The following is a 17,054-nucleotide window of genomic DNA, read 5'->3' on the forward strand; positions in this document are numbered from 1 at the left end:
TTCGGCCGAAACTAGAGATCGTCGGCCGTCTTACGTCGTCATCTCCCCGAAAGCGGGGATCCAGAGTGTGCGTGCGCTGACCCCAGACTGGGTTCCCGCTTTCGCGGGAATGACGAGGTTGGGGTGGGAACGTCCGCTCGCCGCTCCAAAGCGGTCGAGTGTCATCGCGGATCAGGCCGGCGTGGTGCAAGGAAATTTGGGCGTGCAGGCCCTCTACTTCGGCCGCCCGCTATATCCCGCCGCTTTCCGCAACTCGTCGGCGTCCATGACATAGCCGTCGCTGACCACCGTTACGACGCGGCGGAGCGCGCCGAGGTCGGTCGAGGCGTCGCCATCGACGAGGACCATGTCGGCTTCCTTGCCCACCACGATCGAGCCGGTGCGCTGGTCGGCGCCGGCGATCCGGGCCGGGAGGATCGTCGCGCTCCGGAGCGCTTCGGCGGGAGTGAAGCCCGCCTGCCGGTAGATTTCGAGCTCGCGGATGAGCTCTATCCCCCAGCCGTCGGTGCCCGCGACGATCGGGACGCCGGCCTTGTGCAGCCGGCCGACCAGTTCGACCATCTTCGCATAGCTTTTGCGATAATCGTCGCGCGTCAGACCCTCGACGAGCGGATAGCCGCCACTCGTGAACGCCGAGCGTTCGATGACGGGCGAGATGATGCCCATATATGGAGCATAGGCGGGGTGCGGTTTGCCGCCGTCTTGCGTCAGCATCCCCTCGAAAATGACGATGGTCGGGTCGATGATCGTCTTTTTCGCCGCGAGGTCGGCGACAAAATTCTTCATCAACGGGGCGTCGAGATCGACATCCTTGAAATAGCGCGCCGGTCCTTCCATCCGCGCCCGCGTATTCGCCTTGTCGATCACCTCGCGCGGCATCGATTCCATCACGACGAAATTGAGGTGGGTCAGCTCGTCATACCCCGCAGCGACGGCCTCGCTCGGCTTCATCGTCGCGGGAACATGGCCGTGGACGTGGAGGCCGAGCCGGTGCGCCTCGGCCGCGGCGGGGGCGATCCAGGCGGGGTTCATCGAGGTGTAGAATTTGACGCCCCACAGGCCCGCATCCTTGACGCGGCGGACGGCGGCGATGGCCTCTTCGGCGCTACTGACGACTTCGGCGCCCTGCGCGGCGAGCGGGTCCTTCCGGTCGATGATGACCGAGATGAAGGGTTCACCCATGAGCAGGCTGCCCTCGGCGCGGCGTTTCGTCGCATCGACCGCGCGGTCGAAGGTCGTCCCGGGGCTGCGGAAGCTGGTGATGCCGTTCGCCATGTTGGAGAGCACGTCCCAGTCGTCGCCGATGTGGAGGTGGCTGTCCCAGATGCCGGGGACGAGCGTCTTGCCGCGCCCGTCGATGATGCGCGTGCCCGCAGGGGCCTCAAGCGATCCGGCAGCACCGACTGCGGCGATCTTTCCGTCCTGCGCGAGCACCGCGCGCGCGGGCAGGAACTCGCCCTTATCGGCGTCGAACAGCCGGACATTGTCGAACAGCACCGGCGCCTTGGCGGTGGGAGTCAGGAAGTGTTTGGCGATGGCGGCGACCGTGTCGGCGGTCGCCTTTTCCTGCGCATCGCGAAGCTGTTTGAGCGCGCCCTCATAACCCGCGGGGATCACCGAGATATAGCTGATGTCGGCGAAATGGCGCTTCTGCTCGTCGAGCCAGACCGGGAGCGGCGAGGGCAGGATGCCGCTGATGAAGGCGAGCTGGACCGTCTTGGGGCCGGCGGGACCCTGAATGATCTCGGTCGGACCGAAGGTCATGCGGCCCTTGCCGCTGGGCAGGAAGGTCAGGCCCTTGTCGCCCGCCGCGGCGAGCGCGCCGATCAGCGGGGCGTTGGCGATGCCGACGCCGCTCGCGGGGATGTACCAGCCACCTGCAGCCGCTTCGCCGGCGTCATTGGCGGTTTTCCACGTCGCGCGGCCGTTCGCGGTTCGAAATTCCTCGGCGGCGTCGCCCGACATGGTCACGCCGCGGACGGTCATCGCCGCGATCGTGCCGTCGGGCGCGAAGGTCGTGACCTGATCCATCTCGGTGATCCAGCCCCGCAGTTCCTGCGACCAGCGATAGGCGGTGCGGCCGTCGGGAAGCTGCCAGCGCCATTGGCTACCGTGCTGTCCGGCTTCGGAGACGACGACATAGCGCGCCGCGTCGGCAGGGGGTTTCAGCAGGTCTTCCTTGGGTACGGGCTTCGACGGGGCCGCGGGCGCAGGCTCACCATGCGCGTGGACGGCAACGGGTGCAGCGGAGGCCAGCAGGGCGGCGATCAAAATCAGGCGCATCATCAAATCTCCCCGGTCGCAAAGCGCGACGGTGGTAGGACTATTTGGATGCACGAAGCAAGATACGACCAAAGGTCGGAAATGTTCGTTCAACAGATTCGGTCACCCCGCTTCCGCGGGAGTGACGCGTTCAGCCGCGCTGTTGCAGGCTAACCACCGCGTGGATCGGCAGTTCGGCATAGATGTGCGGGAAGAGGTCGCCGCCGCGTGCGGGTTCCCAGCGGATGGCGTCGCCGAGGAGGTTGAGATCGACCTCGACGATCATCAGGCAGCTTTCGCCCGCGAAATATTTGGCGATCGTCGCCTCGAGCTGCTCGGCGGTCGAAAGATGGATATAACCGTCGGCGATATCCACGGGCGCGCCACGGAACACGCGTTCGCGCTCGAAATCTGCCCATTGCTGCTGGGTCAGCACCTTGAAGGCGGTCGCGGACGTCGTCATTCGGGGGGCGCCTCGGTGGCCGGGGTTTCGGCGACGGCTTCCGCGATTTCGCCTTCCTCCTCATCGCCTTCCTCGATCAGCGCCGCCGAGACGACATGCTCGTCTTTCGCGACGTCGAACAGGCGCACGCCCGCGCTGCCACGGCCGATGACGCGCATCGAATCGAGTCCCATGCGGATGAGCTTCGCCTGATCGGTGACGAGCATCAGCTGATGCACCTTGGTGGCGGGGAAGCTCGCGACGACCGGGCCGTTGCGGGCGATATTGTCGATGTTGGTGATCCCCTGGCCGCCCCGACCGGTGCGGCGATATTCATAGGCCGAGGAGAGTTTGCCATAGCCGTTGGCGCAGACGGTGAGGATGAACTGCTCGCTCGCGGCCAGTTCGGCCATCCGATCGCCGGGCAGCGTCGGTTCGTTCTCATTGTCCTTCCACGGCGCGGCGCGGAGATAGGCTTCGCGCTCCTCCATCGTGGTACCGACGCGGTGGAGAATCGAGAGCGAGATCACCTCGTCGCCGCCCGTCAGCCTCATCCCCCGGACACCGGTCGAATTGCGGCTCTGGAACTCGCGGACGTCGTCGCCGGCGAAGCGGATCGCCTTGCCCTGGCGCGTCGCCAGCAGCACATCGTCGCTTTCGTCGAGCAAGGCGACGCCGATCAGGCGGTCGTCCTCGTCCTCGCCCTCGAACTTCATCGCGATCTTGCCGTTCGAGGGCACGTTGGTGAAAGCGTCCATGCTGTTACGGCGCACGCTGCCCTTCGCGGTTGCGAACATGACGTGCAGCTTGCTCCATTCGGCCTCGTCCTCGGGCAGCGGGAGCACGGTCGAGATGGTCTCGCCCTGCGCGAGCGGTAGCAGGTTGATCATCGGGCGGCCGCGCGTCGCGGGCCCGCCTTCGGGCAGGCGCCACACTTTCATGCGATAGACTTTGCCCGCGGTCGAGAAGAAGAGCACCGGCGTGTGCGTCGAGGTGACGAACAATTCGGTGACGACATCCTCGTCCTTCGTCGCCATGCCGGCACGGCCCTTGCCGCCGCGGCGCTGGGCGCGGAAGGTGTCCAGCGGCGTGCGCTTGATATAGCCGTCGAGGGTGACGGTAACGACCATCTCTTCGCGTTCGATCAGATCCTCGTCGTCGATGCCGTCGGCGGCGGGAGCGACGAGCGTGCGGCGCGGGGTCGCGAATTCCTCGCGCACCGCAACCAGCTCCTCACGCATCACCCCATAAAGCTTGACGCGGTCGGCGAGGATCGAAAGCAGTTCCTCAATTTCGGTAGCCAACTCACCGAGTTCCTTGCCGATTTCATCACGGCCGAGCGCGGTGAGGCGATGCAGGCGGAGGTCGAGGATCGCCTTCACCTGAATTTCGGAGAGGCGATAGGTCGCGCTTTCCTCCATCTCGCCCTCGATCGCTTCGACGAGGCGGATGTACGGGGCGATCTCGCCGATCGGCCATTCGCGCGCCAGCAGCGCTTCGCGCGCCGCGGCGGGCGAGTTCGAACCGCGGATGATGCGGACGACTTCGTCGAGGTTCGATACCGCGACGACAAGGCCGAGCAAGATGTGTGCGCGGTCGCGTGCCTTGGCGAGTTCGAACTTGCAGCGGCGGGTGATCACTTCCTCGCGGAAGGTGATGAAGGCCGAGAGAATATCCTGCAGGCCGAGCATTTCGGGGCGGCCGCCACGGATCGCGAGCATGTTCGCGGGGAAGCTCGATTGCGCCGGGGTGTGGCGCCAGAGCTGGTTGAGGACGACCTCGGCGGTCGCATCGCGCTTCAACTCGATGACGACGCGCACGCCCTCGCGGTTCGACTCGTCGCGGATGTCGGCGACGCCCTCGATGCGCTTGTCGCGCGCGGCTTCGGCGATCTTCTCGACCAGACCCGACTTGCCAACCTGGAAGGGAATCGACGTCAGAACAATCGATTGGCGGTCGTTTCTGCCTTCCTCGATCACATGCGTCGCGCGCATCATGATCGAGCCGCGGCCCGTGGCATAGGCGTTGCGTGCGCCCCCCTGGCCGAGCATCATCGCGCCGGTCGGGAAGTCGGGGCCGGGAACGATCGCCATCAATTCCTCGAGCGTGACCGGCGGCCCGCCCTCGAGCTGGCGGTCGATCATCGCGAGCGTCGCGTCGATCACTTCGCCGAGGTTATGCGGCGGGATGTTGGTCGCCATGCCGACCGCGATGCCGCCTGCGCCGTTGACCAGCAGGTTGGGGAAGCGCGCCGGGAGCACCGTGGGCTCGTCGCGGCTCGCGTCATAGTTGGGCTGGAAGTCGACCGTATCCTTGTCGAGGTCGTTCAGCAGCACCATCGCGGTCTTGGCAAGCCGCGCTTCGGTATAGCGCATCGAGGCTGGCGGATCGGGGTCCATCGAGCCGAAATTGCCCTGGCCGTCGATCAGCGGTACGCGCAGCGACCAGTCCTGCGTCATGCGCGCGAGCGCGTCGTAAATCGCGCTGTCGCCGTGCGGGTGATAATTGCCCATCACGTCGCCGACGATCTTCGCTGATTTCTTGTACGGACGGCCCGGGACGAAGCCGCCTTCCTGCGCCGCATAAAGAATGCGGCGATGCACCGGTTTCAGACCGTCGCGCACATCGGGAAGCGCGCGGCTGACAATCACGCTCATCGCGTAATCGAGGTAGGATGTCTTCATTTCGTCGACGATATTGATCGGCGAAACGCCGTTGTCGGACGGCTGCACAGGCGTATTTTCTTCGGTCAAGACCCGGCCTTTTTCTGCTCTTTCGGGAGATGGATTCTGCCTAGCCGATGGGGGCTGGAAAGGCCAGCGATTCGCGCCTTTCGCCGGGATTTTTTTGCGGACCGAAAAGGCGCGGAAAGCACAGGAAAATAAGGTGAAGGCGTGACGTCATCGCGGCGCATGGCGGGGCTTGCCAATCGCTTCACCGGCCCTAAAGCTTCGTGCCGATGCCCGCTGCAGAGAAACTCTTGCGCCAATGGCCCTGATTGCGCTGGTCGGCGCCTCCGAAACGTTGCCCGACGGATCGCTGCGCGCGCTCGTCACCGTCGCCGGCGAGACGCTGATCGAGCGCCAGGCGGCGCGCCTCGCCGACGTCGGGGTGACGCATATCGCGGTCGCGGTCGGTGCGGTGCCCGGCGAATTGCTCGCCACCTGCGACCGCATCCGCCGCCGCGGGATCAAGGTCACGCCCGTGCGCCAGGCAGCTGATCTCGTCCCGCTGGTGGAGGGCGACGACAGGATCATCCTCGTCGCCGACGGCCTTCGCGCGGGCGGCACCCATTATGCGGCGATCGCCAAGCCCGGATCGCCGGCGATCCTGGTCACCGGCGACACGATGCTGACGCAGGGATTCGAGCGGATCGACGCGACGCGGCGCTGGGGCGGGCTCGCCTCGATCTCGCAGCCCATGGTCGCCGAACTCGCGGCGATGCCCGGCGAATGGGACATGATGCTGACCCTGCTGCGTCTCGCGGTGCAGGCGGGTGCGCGGCGCCTCTATTGCGAGCCGGCGCTGTTCGAGCAGGGCGAGATCGCGATCGTGGCCGATCGCCCGACCGCCGCGCTGATCGAGCAATCGAGCCTTCAGCAAGTCGAATATGGCGGCATGGGGCTTGGCCGTTCGGCGATCATGATGCCGGTGATCCGGCTGGCGGGCCCGCTGCTGGTCAAATCGCCGGCGACCGCGCGCTATCTGCCATATGTCACCGCTCTCTTGTGGGTGGCGGTCGCGCTGCTGGCGGCGAGCGGCCTCGCGGCGGCGGGCGCGCTTGTCGCCATCCTCGGCGGACTGGGGCTCGCGGCGATGCGTTTCCTGTCGGCGTTTCGTGCCGAAAGCGCGGCGCAGGACCGCGCGCGCGACATTATCCGCACTTTTGCGTGGGTGCTGCTCGCAGTCTTTCCCTGGTTGCTGTCGCTCGCCGGGCCGGGGCAGAAGATGCCGCCGTTTTCCGAAGCCGCGCTCGCGCCGTGCCTTGCCGCGGCGATCCTCCTCGCGCGTGCGCTTTACGAAGATTCGGGGGAGCGGCGGCGATTTCACTGGCTGCTGCCCGACGCGGACGAGGCATGGATCCTGCTGGCGCCTGCGCTGCTGTTCGGCTTTGCCCCGCTGATGTTCGCGATCCTGCCGCTGCTGGCGCTGTTTCAGATCCTGCTCTGGCTACGCCTCGCGCGCCGCCCCGAGGCGCGGTAAAACAAAGGCCTTGAAGGTTTAAGCCCTATTAACGTCATGCTGATATTGGCGGACGCGCATGAGTGAATCGCTCTTCTCTCCCGGCATCGATCCGCCGTCGCCGACGCTGGCGGCGCGCCTGCGCGAGCTGGCGGATTATCTCGCCGCGCCCAAGGCGGGCCGGCTGACCGAGGAGCAGCGCGCCCTGTCGCTGGGGATCGCGCGTCGGATGGTCGCCGAGGTGGCGGCGCGGCTCGACCCGTCCGTCGACCCCGCAGCACTGTGGAACGAGTGGCTGGGCGGTGGACTGCCTTCCGCCACGCGGCTGGCCGGAATCTGCTTTGCGCGCGCCGAGGAACATCGCTGGCGCGAACAGTCGGCACAGCGCGGCAGCCCGCCGCCATTGCTCGCCGATCCCGCCGCAGCGAATGACGAGGGTCCCGCCGTCGAGGATGCACTATCTGATCTCGACCGCGCCTATCTGGCAGTGCAAATCGCCGACCGCCGGCGGTTCGATGCGCTCGGCAATCCGGCGATCGCGATCGCCGACCTTGATAGCGAAATTTTCCGCACGCTGCTGCTCGACATAGCCGCGTGGCGGCTGGCAGAAGTGAGCAAGGACGCGAAACGCGCCGCCGCACTGGGCGACGCCGTGCGCGCCGCGACCGAACGGCAAGCGAAGGAAAGCGGGATAGAGGACGCGGGAGGCGCATATTACGCGGCCTTGGGCGCGGACGCGACCGATGCTGCAGCTGCGGCGATTGCGCGGCACGATTGGCCGGTGCTGATCGCGCTCGCGGCGGCGGCGCATCGCCGCAGCTATGACGGCATGGCGCTTGCGCTGCTGACGGCGGAGAGCGCGGCGCTGCCCTCGCTGTTCGCGCCGCTGCGGCTCGATAATATGGCGCTGGCGCCGATCGAGGCGTCGCTGGCGATGCTGCCGGCGCGCGCGGTAGGCAGCGCCGACGATATGAAATCTTACGACGCGGACCGTGCGCGGTGAGCGAGCGCGTCGTCCGCGGCCGCATCGACCGGTCGGGCGCGCTGGTAAGCGCCGACGCGCCGCTGTTGCGCCTGCAGCAGCGCGCGGGCGCGGGTCTCGACAAGCCGCTCGCCCTGCCGCATCTCGCGCGTCTCGTTGCGCTCGCACAGCGGCTCCACCGCGATATCAGCCGGCCGCTTTATGCCGCCGACGATCACAGCGACATCCACGCGCTCGTCCGCATCACCCCCGATGCCGATGGCGCAAGCCTCGAGATCACCGACTGGCGGACGCGGCCGCTGGTCCAGCCGCAAATGCCGCCGATCGCCGAGGGCGCGGCGGTTCCGCAAAGCTGGACGTGGGAGTGCGACCAGCAACTACGCCTCGTCGCGCTGCGTGCGGCCCCCGATGCCCCCCCGGTTCCGACGGGCTGGGAAGGGCGCTCGCTTTCCGAGTTGTTCGAGCTGCAACCCGACGATGACGGCCGTTTTCCCGTGCTGCGCGGCCTCGCGCGACAGGCGCGCTTCGACGGCCAGCGCGTCCGGGTGGAGCAGATGGTGATGACGCTCGCCGGCGAAGCGTTGTTCGACGCGACGGGACGTTTCACCGGTTTTCGCGGAAGCGCGGTCGCTGCCGAGGCACCGCCCCCGATCGAACAAAGGACTCCCGGCGCGCTCGTCGATCCGGCCTTCGGATCGCTGCCCCTGTCGGATCCGCAGTTCGGCCGCCGCATCGACGGCGCGTTGCGTGGACCGCTCAGCCGCATCATTGCGACGGCGGAGACGATTTCGGGACAATTCGACGGGCCAATTCGCGCCGACTACGCGCGCTACGCTGGCGATATTGCGCATGCGGGGCGCCACCTGCTCGGCCTTGTTGATGATCTCGCCGACCTTCAGAATATCGAGCGCCCCGGTTTCAAGGCGGCGCGTGATGAAATCGACCTGGGCGACCTTGCCCGCCGCGCCGTCGGGTTGCTCGGCATGAAGGCCGAGGAAAAGGGCATCCGCATCGACGCGCCGCGCGGCGACGACCGGGCGCCGGCCTATGGCGAGTTCCGCCGGGTGCTGCAGGTGCTGCTCAACCTGCTCGGCAATGCGATCCGCTATTCACCCGACCAATCGCAGATATGGATCCGCGTCGACCGCGAAGAGGGCCGCGCGACAGTGACCGTCGCCGATCAGGGTCAGGGGATCGACGCCGAGCAGCAGGCGGTGGTGTTCGAGAAATTCGAACGGCTGGGGCGGACCGATAGTGGCGGATCGGGGCTGGGACTTTACATCGCCCGCCGGCTGGCGCGTGCGATGGATGGCGACCTGACGGTCGACAGCGCGCCAGGGCAGGGGGCGCGGTTCACCTTGAGTCTGCCGGCGCGGGACGAGGGTTGAGGGGCGGGTCGCTGGCGGCCGAAAACCGCCTTCCTGCAAATCAACGCTTCAAAGCCTCCGCCGCGGCCGCGCCCTATTGGCCATATCCCGGCGTGCCCGCCAACCGCACAGCCTCGCGGGCGGCAGCGAAGAGCGCACCGGCCTTTGCCTCGCACTCGCGCTGTTCATAGGCGGGGTCGCTGTCGGCGACGATGCCGGCGCCGGCCTGAACGTGCATTTCGCCATCCTTGACGATGGCGGTGCGCAGCACGATGCAACTGTCCATATTGCCGTCGGGCGCGAAATAGCCGACGCCGCCGGCATAGGGCCCGCGCGCATCGGCTTCGAGCTCGGCGATGATCTGGCAGGCGCGGACCTTGGGCGCGCCGCTGACCGTGCCGGCAGGAAAGCCCGCGAACAGCGCGTCGATCGCGTCCTTGTCGGGCGCGATCCGGCCGACGACGTTCGAGACGATGTGCATGACGTGGCTGTAAAATTCGACGGTATAGCTGTCGGTGACGGTGACGCTGCCGCCGATCGCCGCGCGACCGACATCGTTGCGGCCGAGGTCGAGCAGCATCAAATGCTCGGCGCGTTCCTTGGGATCAGCAAGCAGACTCTCGCGATTCTCGACATCCTCGGCGCTCGTGCGTCCGCGTGGGCGCGTGCCGGCGATGGGGCGGATCGTGATCTCACCGTCGCGGACGCGCACGAGGATCTCGGGCGAGGAGCCGATCAGCGCGAAGCCGGGCAGGTCGAGGAAATAGAGGAAAGGCGAGGGGTTTACACGGCGCAGCGCGCGATAGAGGTCGAAGGGCGGCAGGTCGAACGGGGTCGAGAAACGCTGCGACAGCACGACCTGAAAGATGTCGCCCGCCGCGATATAATCCTTCGCGGCAGCGACCATTTCGGCGAAATGCGCTGGCGCGGTGGCAGGGTTCGCCGCGATCGCTTCCGGCAGTGCGTCGGTCGTCGCACGGTCGCTGTGCGCGCTGACGCTGGACAGGCGGGCGGCGACCGTTTCAAGCCGCTCCTGCGCATCCTCGATCATGCGGTCGATCGCGCCGTTGGCGTCGGGCCAGATCGGCGCGATGAGGAAGAGTTCGTCGGCAAGGCGGTCGAAGACGAGGATGACCGTCGGGCGCACGAACACCATGTCGGGCAGGCCGAGGCCCGCGCCCGCTGCGCGCGGAATGCGCTCGACGAGGCCGATCGTCTCATAGGCGAAGAAGCCGACGAGCGTCGCGAGCGCCTTCGGCAGACCGTCGGGCACGTCGAAGCGGCATTCGGCGACGAGGTCGCGAAGCGCGTGCAGCGCGCCGGTTTCGAGCGGTTCGAACGCATCACGGTCGCGGCGCCAGTCGCGGTTGATCCGTGCGGCGTCGCGCTTCACCTCGAACATCAGGTCGGGGTCGAGCCCGATCAGGCTGTAACGCCCGCGCGTTTCGCCGCTTTCGACCGATTCGAGCACCCAGTCGCCGCGCCCGGGCTCGATCAGCTTGAGCGCCGCCGACACGGGCGTTTCGATGTCGGCGATCAGCCGCTGCCAGACGACCGCGCCGCGTCCCTGCGCCAGCGCTTCGAGCGCCGCGGCTCTCCCTTCGAGGCTCACCCTTATTCGACGACCGGCGCGTTGCCGGTGAGTTCGGCGCGCAGCTGGGCGACGAGATCCTTGTTGATGGTAACGCCGACGCGGCGCTTCGCTTCGGCGGCGAGCTGTTCGATCAGTTCGTTGCCGAAAGCGGGAGCGAGGGGCTGGGCGATCGCGGCGACACGTTGCGGCTCGATCGTTTTCGGATCGGGGCGCTGGACGTCGTCGAGCGCAATCACCATCCAGCCGCGGTTGCCGGGAATCTCGAGCGTCTTGACGCTGTCCTTGGCCATCGAGAAGAGCAACGCGAGTTCCGGCGGAACGGGCTTGCCGTCGGCGCCGAGTTCGGCGCGACGACCGCCGATTGGCTGCACGCTGCCGATATTCGGGCCCGCAGCGGCGACCGCCTGGGGGAGGCTCTTTCCGCCCTCGACAGCTTTCACGATCGCGCGCGCCTTGTCGCGGGCGACCTTCTGTCCCTCGGCAAAGCGCCATTCGCTGAGCAGGTCGGAGCGGATCTGCGCGAAGGGCGGCGGCGCCGCAGCGACGATCGACTTCACCGCATAGACGGCGAATTTCTCATTCTCGACGATCGTGGCGATATGACCCTCGCCTTCGCCCGCGGCCTGGAAGGCCTGCGCGACGAGCGGCGCGAGTTCGGGCGCGGGCACGAAGGCGGGCTGCGCCGGGGCGCGGCCGCTCGGCAGCAGAGCGGGGGTCTCGACGAGCTGGAGCTTGCGGTCGGCGGCGACTTCCTCGACCGACGCGCCGCCGTTCACGGCGTCCTGGATCGCGTTGTAATAGTCGACGATCGCTTCGTTCGCCTTGTTTTTGGCAAGTTCGGTACGGATATCTTCGCTCGCTTCGGCAAGGCTGCGCGCGGGGCGGGCGGTGACGTCCTCGACGCGTGCGACGGTCCAGCCGAGCCCGGTCTGGGTGGGCCCAACGATGTCGCCGCGCTTGGCGGCAAAGGCGGCCTTGGCGGCGGCGGCGGTCGTCGTCGCGGCATAGGCCGACTGGGTCAGGTCGCCGGTGGTCGAGGCCGACAGACCCGCAGCCTGTGCCGCCGCAGTGAGCGAGGTGCCGCCGCGAACCTTGGCGGCAAGCGCATTCGCTGCCGCCTGATCGGGAAGGATCACCTGCGCGAAACGGCGCGTTTCGCTCGCGGCATATTGGGCGGCATTATCCTTGTAGACCTTGGCAATTTCAGCCTCGGTAACCGCGGGAACCGGGACGGCGCCGCGATCGAACAGCGCATATTGGATCACGCGGCGTTCCGGGACGGTGAATTTGGTTTTGTTCTGCGACAGGAAGGTCCGCAGAGCGGCGTCGCCGGGATCGGCGGTCGGCGCAAAGGGGCTGGCGGGGATGAAGGTCGCCTGACCGCGGCGCTGTTCGAGAAGCAGCGCGGCATAGGGCTGCGCCATGCCGGGCGCGATGCGCGGCATCTGGGCGATCGGAGCGGCCAGCTGTTCGACCAGGATCTGCTGGCGCAGGTCGCGGCGCAGCTGCGCCTCGCTGATACCGTTCTGGCGCAGGAAATTCTCGAACACCGTCTGGTCGAACTTGCCCGACACGCCGGCGAACGCGGGGAGGTCGGCGATACGGCCGTCGATCAGCCGCTTGCTGACGCCGAAGCCCATTTCGGTCGCGAACTGATCGAAGGCCGATCCTTCGACAAGCTGGTCGAGCACCTGGTCGAGACCGCCCGATTCGACGAAGGCCGCCATCGTCAAGCCGGGCTGGTCCTGCCGCGCCTGATTATAGGTCTGACGGACGCGCTCGCGCAATTCGCCGACGCCGATATTCTCGTCGCCGACTTTCGCGACATTGGCGCCGCCGACCCCGCCGAAGGTCGAATTGCCGGTGACGTCGCTGAGCGCAAAGGCGAGCCCGACGAGCACGACGAAGGCGAGGGCAAGGAATTTGCCGATCGTCGAGGAGAACATGGCGCGGATGGCGGTGATCATGAAGCGGGCATTCTTTCCGGCAGGGCGCAATTGTGCGCGATTGCGCGCTGCTTTAGGCGCGAGGCGGAGCGGCATCAAGGCCGGAAAGGGGCTTTTCGCACGCGCCAACGCGGCTTGCCTCCCGCCCCCGTGCGCCGCTAGGGCCTGACGAGGTCCACAATAGCGGGAGAGGCAGAGACATGGCGCGGCGCAAATATGTGGTCGGCAACTGGAAAATGAACGGATTGTCGGATGCCGTCGCCGAAGCGCGGGCTATTTTCGTCGCGGCGGATGATCATCCGGCGGTCGACGTCGCCATCTGCCCGCCCTTCACGCTGATCGGTCCCATGGCCGTCGCGGCGCCGGGCAAGGCGATCGGGGGGCAGGATTGCCACAGCGCGGCGTCGGGAGCCTTTACCGGGTCGGTTGCAGCGCCGATGCTCGCCGACATCGGCGCGAGCCTGGTGATCGTCGGGCATAGCGAACGGCGCGAAGGATTCGGCGAAAGCGACGCCGACGTCCGCGCCAAGGCCGAAGCGGGGCTGGCCGCCGGCCTTTCGGTCATCCTCTGCGTCGGCGAGCCGCGCGAGGTACGCGAATCGGGCGGGGCGATCGATTATGTGCTGGCGCAGGTCGCCGATTCGGTTCCGGGCGAATTCGATCCGGCCCGCCTGGCGATTGCCTATGAACCGATCTGGGCGATCGGCACCGGCCTGGTCCCGACCGTGGCCGATGTGGCTGCGATGCACGGCGCGATCCGCGGCGCGCTCGCGGCCCGGTTTGGCGGTGCGGCGGAGGAAATGCGCATTCTCTATGGCGGCTCGGTCAATGGCGACAACGCCGCCGAATTACTCGGCGCGGGCGACGTCGACGGCGCGCTCGTGGGCGGCGCGAGCCTGACCGCCGCGAAGTTCGTGCCGATCATCGGCGCGGGCGCGTCGCTCCACTGATCCTCGGCGGCTGATCCAATGGGTTGAAGCGGAGCCGCTTCGTCTCTATGTGCGCCGCGGGCGCGGTCCGTTTGAGGTCGCGCGAGTTCGGGAAAATACGATGTCCAGCCTTTTCACCTTCATACTCGTCCTGCAGGCGCTCGTCGCTGCGGTGATGATCGGCGTCATCCTGATGCAGAAGTCGGAAGGTGGCGGCCTTGGTGTCGGCGGCAGCCCCGCAGGCCTGCTGTCGGCGCGCGGTGCGGCGGACTTCATGACCCGGGCGACGACGGTTCTTGCAACCGCCTTCGTCGCGCTGTCGATCCTGCTCGCGGCGATGGCTTCGGTCGGCCGCAGCGGTTCAACGATCGACACCTCGCTGTCGAAGGCGGCACAGACCAGCGGCGCGGCTCCCGCCTCGTCGCTGACCGGTCCGGCCCAGCCGGCGCAAGGCGCTGCTGCCGGCGCCGCGCCTGCGGCGGCGGGCGACGACCCGCTGGCGGCCGCGGCCGCCGCGGCGGCAAGCCAGGAGGCCGCTCCGGCCCCCGCCCAGGCACCACCCGCCAAGAAATAACGGCGGCTTCGGCCTCCAGTCAGCCCGCCCGGCGGAAATATTTTCCGCCGGATGCGATTCGACGGCTTGCGCCGTCCCCCTCCCGTTGAGTAAGTCTTTCCTCCCATGGCGCGGTTCATTTTTATCACCGGCGGCGTGGTCTCCTCGCTTGGCAAAGGTCTGATGGCGGCTAGCCTGGCAGCCTTGTTGCAGGCGCGTGGCTATCGTGTCCGTATTCGCAAGTTCGATCCCTATCTGAACGTCGATCCGGGCACGATGTCGCCCTATCAGCACGGCGAGGTCTATGTGACCGACGACGGGGCCGAGACCGACCTTGATCTTGGTCACTATGAACGCTTCACCGGCGTCGCGGCACGACAGAGCGACAATGTCACCTCGGGCCGCATCTATCAGGGCATCATCGCCAAGGAACGGCGCGGCGATTATCTAGGCGCGACGGTGCAGGTCGTCCCGCACGTGACCGACGCGATCAAGGAATTTGCGCGCGCCGAAACCGACGACCTTGATTTCGTGCTGTGCGAAATCGGCGGCACCGTCGGCGACATCGAATCGCTGCCTTTCATCGAGGCGATCCGCCAGCTCAAGAACGAAGTCGGGCGCGATAACGCCATCTCGGTCCATGTTACGCTGGTGCCTTATATCGCCGCTGCGGGCGAGCTGAAGACCAAGCCGACGCAGCACAGCGTGCGCGAACTCGCTTCCCTGGGCGTCCAGCCCGACATCCTGCTCTGCCGCTGCGAAAAGCCGCTGCCCGAGACCGAGCGCGCGAAAATCGCGCAATTCTGCAACGTCCGCAAGGAGGCCGTGATCCCGGCGCTCGACGCCGACAGCATCTATTCGGTGCCCGTCCAATATCATGGCGAGGGGCTCGACGCCGAAGTGCTCTACGCCTTTGGTATCCACGACGCGCCCGCACCCGACCTGACGGCCTGGTACGATATCATGGATCGCAAGCAGCACCCCGAGGGCGAGGTCACGATCGGCGTCGTCGGCAAATATGTGTCGCTGCCCGACGCTTATAAATCGCTCAACGAAGCACTTGTCCACGGCGGCATGGCGCATCGCGTCAAGGTCAATATCCGCTGGCTCGACGCCGAAATGTTCGAGCGCGACGAGGACCTCGCCGCCAATCTCGAGCCGATGCACGGCATCCTCGTCCCCGGCGGCTTCGGCGAGCGTGGGTCCGAAGGCAAGATTTCGAGCGTGCGTTTCGCGCGCGAACGCGGCGTGCCCTTTTTCGGCATCTGCCTCGGCATGCAGATGGCGTGCATCGAGGCGGCGCGGAATACGAGCGGGATCGAGGACGCATCGAGCACCGAATTCGGCCCGACGAACGAGCCCGTGGTGGGCATGATCACCGAATGGATGAGCGCCGAAGGGTTGCAGAAGCGTGGGGCCGACACCGATCTGGGCGGCACGATGCGCCTCGGCGCCTATGAGGCGAAGCTGTCGCCGAACAGCCATGTTGCGAGCGTCTACGGCGCCAATGACATCAGCGAACGGCACCGCCACCGCTATGAGGTCAACAACGCCTATCGCGAGCAACTCGAAAAGGGCGGTCTCGTCTTTTCGGGCATGTCGCCCGACGGCATGTTGCCGGAAATCGTTGAGCGCCCCGATCATCCGTGGTTTATCGGCGTGCAGTTCCACCCGGAACTCAAGTCGAAGCCGTTCGACCCGCATCCCTTGTTCGCGGGGTTCATCGAAGCGGCGGTGAAGCAGAGCCGGCTGGTCTAGGCCGGACGAAAAGGGGTGTAGGGGCAAATGGATCACGCGAAACTCGCCGAGTTGCAGGGCCCCGACAGCATTTTTTCCGGTCTGTCGATCGAGGATTGGGCCGAGATCGCGCGCCGCGCGGTGCAGGTCAACTTCGTCAAGGGCAAGGAATTGCTCGTTCAGGGCGATCCCGGCGACATGATGCTGATCCTGACCGAAGGTACGGCCCGGATATCGATGCTCACCGCCGGCGGGCGCGAGATCGTGCTCGCCTATGCCGAGCCCGGTGCGGTGCTGGGCGAGATCGCGCTGCTCGATGGCGGCGAGCGAACGGCGTCGGTGACCGCGACGAGCGCCGGCAGCGCGCTTCAACTCGGCCGCAACGCGCTCAAGGATTTCGCCGCGAGCCACCCCGAATTCGCTTGGTCGCTGATGCAGCAGCTCGCGCGGCGGCTGCGCACCGCCGACCAGACGATCGAAAGCGACCGCGCCTATGCCTCCGGCCCGCGCCTCGCGCGCTATCTGAAGCGCTTGATTCGCAAGGATATCGAAGCGTCGCAGCGCGTCGAACTCAGCCAGACAGAACTCGGCAATTTTGCGGGCATGAGCCGCGAGCATATCAACCGGCAGCTCAAGAGCTGGGAGGAATCGGGCGTGATTTCGCTCGAGCAAGGGCGCGTGCGCGTGCTCGACGCCGAGATGCTTGAAGATATCAGCGAGAATGAGGGTTAGGCGCTCGCAACGCCGGCCTTTGCTTCATCGTCATTCCGGATTTGATCCGGGCGCCGGAGCGACGAACAGAGCAGGGGCCTAGTCCTGCAGCCGGAATCACAACGCCCGGGCCTTGTTTCCAAGACCCGGGCGCCTGTGACGAACACTCGCCATCCCCCTTGTGCGCAGGCCGGCGAAAGGCCTGCACTCCCTGGATCCGGGCCTTTGGGCCGCGTTGAACCAGAAGCCTTGGGGTAGGTCGTGGACCAGGCTTTGTCACCCTCTGGCGGGCATTTGGCCACGCTTTTGCGGGCCGCTGTGACCTATGGGCAACACATTCATGCGAGTC

The 17,054-nt window shown here is 66.8% G+C and carries 12 protein-coding genes; 7 read left to right on the forward strand and 5 right to left on the reverse strand.

Annotated features, from left to right (window positions below; translation table 11 throughout):
• Positions 1-213 precede the first annotated feature (213 nt).
• The 3 genes from VSX79_RS08125 to gyrA form a co-directional block, all read right to left on the reverse strand.
• Positions 214-2,286 carry an amidohydrolase family protein gene (locus tag VSX79_RS08125; protein ID WP_326915126.1) on the reverse strand — a complete coding sequence of 691 codons (2,073 nt, stop codon included), beginning with the start codon at positions 2,284-2,286 and terminating at the stop codon, positions 214-216.
• Positions 2,287-2,413: 127 nt separating this feature from the next.
• A complete protein-coding gene (locus VSX79_RS08130) occupies positions 2,414-2,725 on the reverse strand; it encodes a DUF952 domain-containing protein (RefSeq protein ID WP_326915127.1) in 312 nt (103 codons plus the stop codon).
• Positions 2,722-5,388, reverse strand: coding sequence for a DNA gyrase subunit A (gene gyrA / locus VSX79_RS08135; RefSeq protein ID WP_326915236.1), 2,667 nt, complete (start codon positions 5,386-5,388; stop codon positions 2,722-2,724). Before gyrA ends, VSX79_RS08130 begins: the two co-directional genes overlap by 4 nt.
• A 304-nt stretch (positions 5,389-5,692) precedes the next feature.
• Between gyrA and VSX79_RS08140 the strand changes: the two genes are divergently transcribed.
• The 3 genes from VSX79_RS08140 to VSX79_RS08150 are packed head-to-tail and all read left to right on the forward strand — an operon-like array spanning position 5,693 to position 9,256.
• Positions 5,693-6,907, forward strand: a complete 1,215-nt coding sequence (locus tag VSX79_RS08140) for a glycosyltransferase family protein (RefSeq protein WP_179496472.1) — start codon at positions 5,693-5,695, stop codon at positions 6,905-6,907.
• A 58-nt stretch (positions 6,908-6,965) separates the two neighbouring features.
• Positions 6,966-7,889 (forward strand): hypothetical protein, encoded by a 924-nt coding sequence (locus tag VSX79_RS08145; RefSeq protein WP_326915128.1) that lies wholly within the window; start codon positions 6,966-6,968, stop codon positions 7,887-7,889.
• The gene (locus VSX79_RS08150; RefSeq protein WP_326915129.1) at positions 7,886-9,256 is read left to right on the forward strand and encodes a sensor histidine kinase; all 1,371 of its coding nucleotides are present in this window, start codon (positions 7,886-7,888) and stop codon (positions 9,254-9,256) included. Before VSX79_RS08145 ends, VSX79_RS08150 begins: the two co-directional genes overlap by 4 nt.
• A 73-nt stretch (positions 9,257-9,329) precedes the next feature.
• Here the strand turns inward: VSX79_RS08150 and trpE are convergent, their stop codons facing one another.
• Both trpE and VSX79_RS08160 read right to left on the reverse strand, forming a co-directional pair.
• Positions 9,330-10,847, reverse strand: coding sequence for an anthranilate synthase component I (trpE, locus tag VSX79_RS08155; RefSeq protein WP_326915130.1), 1,518 nt, complete (start codon positions 10,845-10,847; stop codon positions 9,330-9,332).
• Positions 10,848-10,849: 2 nt separating this feature from the next.
• Entirely contained in the window at positions 10,850-12,796 is a 1,947-nt protein-coding gene (locus VSX79_RS08160) for a peptidylprolyl isomerase (RefSeq protein ID WP_326915131.1), read from the reverse strand.
• Positions 12,797-12,975: 179 nt separating this feature from the next.
• On the opposite strand from VSX79_RS08160, the gene tpiA reads away from it, so the two are divergent.
• The 4 genes from tpiA (at position 12,976) to VSX79_RS08180 (ending at position 16,726) form a co-directional block, all read left to right on the forward strand.
• Positions 12,976-13,725: a triose-phosphate isomerase gene (gene tpiA, locus VSX79_RS08165; RefSeq protein ID WP_326915132.1), complete on the forward strand. Its 750-nt coding sequence runs from the start codon at positions 12,976-12,978 to the stop codon at positions 13,723-13,725.
• Positions 13,726-13,825: 100 nt separating this feature from the next.
• Positions 13,826-14,278 (forward strand): preprotein translocase subunit SecG, encoded by a 453-nt coding sequence (gene secG, locus VSX79_RS08170; RefSeq protein ID WP_179496460.1) that lies wholly within the window; start codon positions 13,826-13,828, stop codon positions 14,276-14,278.
• A 105-nt stretch (positions 14,279-14,383) separates the two neighbouring features.
• Positions 14,384-16,015 carry a CTP synthase gene (locus VSX79_RS08175; protein ID WP_179496454.1) on the forward strand — a complete coding sequence of 544 codons (1,632 nt, stop codon included), beginning with the start codon at positions 14,384-14,386 and terminating at the stop codon, positions 16,013-16,015.
• A 27-nt stretch (positions 16,016-16,042) separates the two neighbouring features.
• Positions 16,043-16,726 (forward strand): Crp/Fnr family transcriptional regulator, encoded by a 684-nt coding sequence (locus tag VSX79_RS08180; protein WP_179496452.1) that lies wholly within the window; start codon positions 16,043-16,045, stop codon positions 16,724-16,726.
• The last annotated feature ends 328 nt before the right edge of the window (positions 16,727-17,054 follow it).

The sequence above is a fragment of the Sphingopyxis chilensis genome, assembly GCF_035930445.1.
GTDB classification, from domain to species: Bacteria; Pseudomonadota; Alphaproteobacteria; order Sphingomonadales; family Sphingomonadaceae; genus Sphingopyxis; species Sphingopyxis chilensis.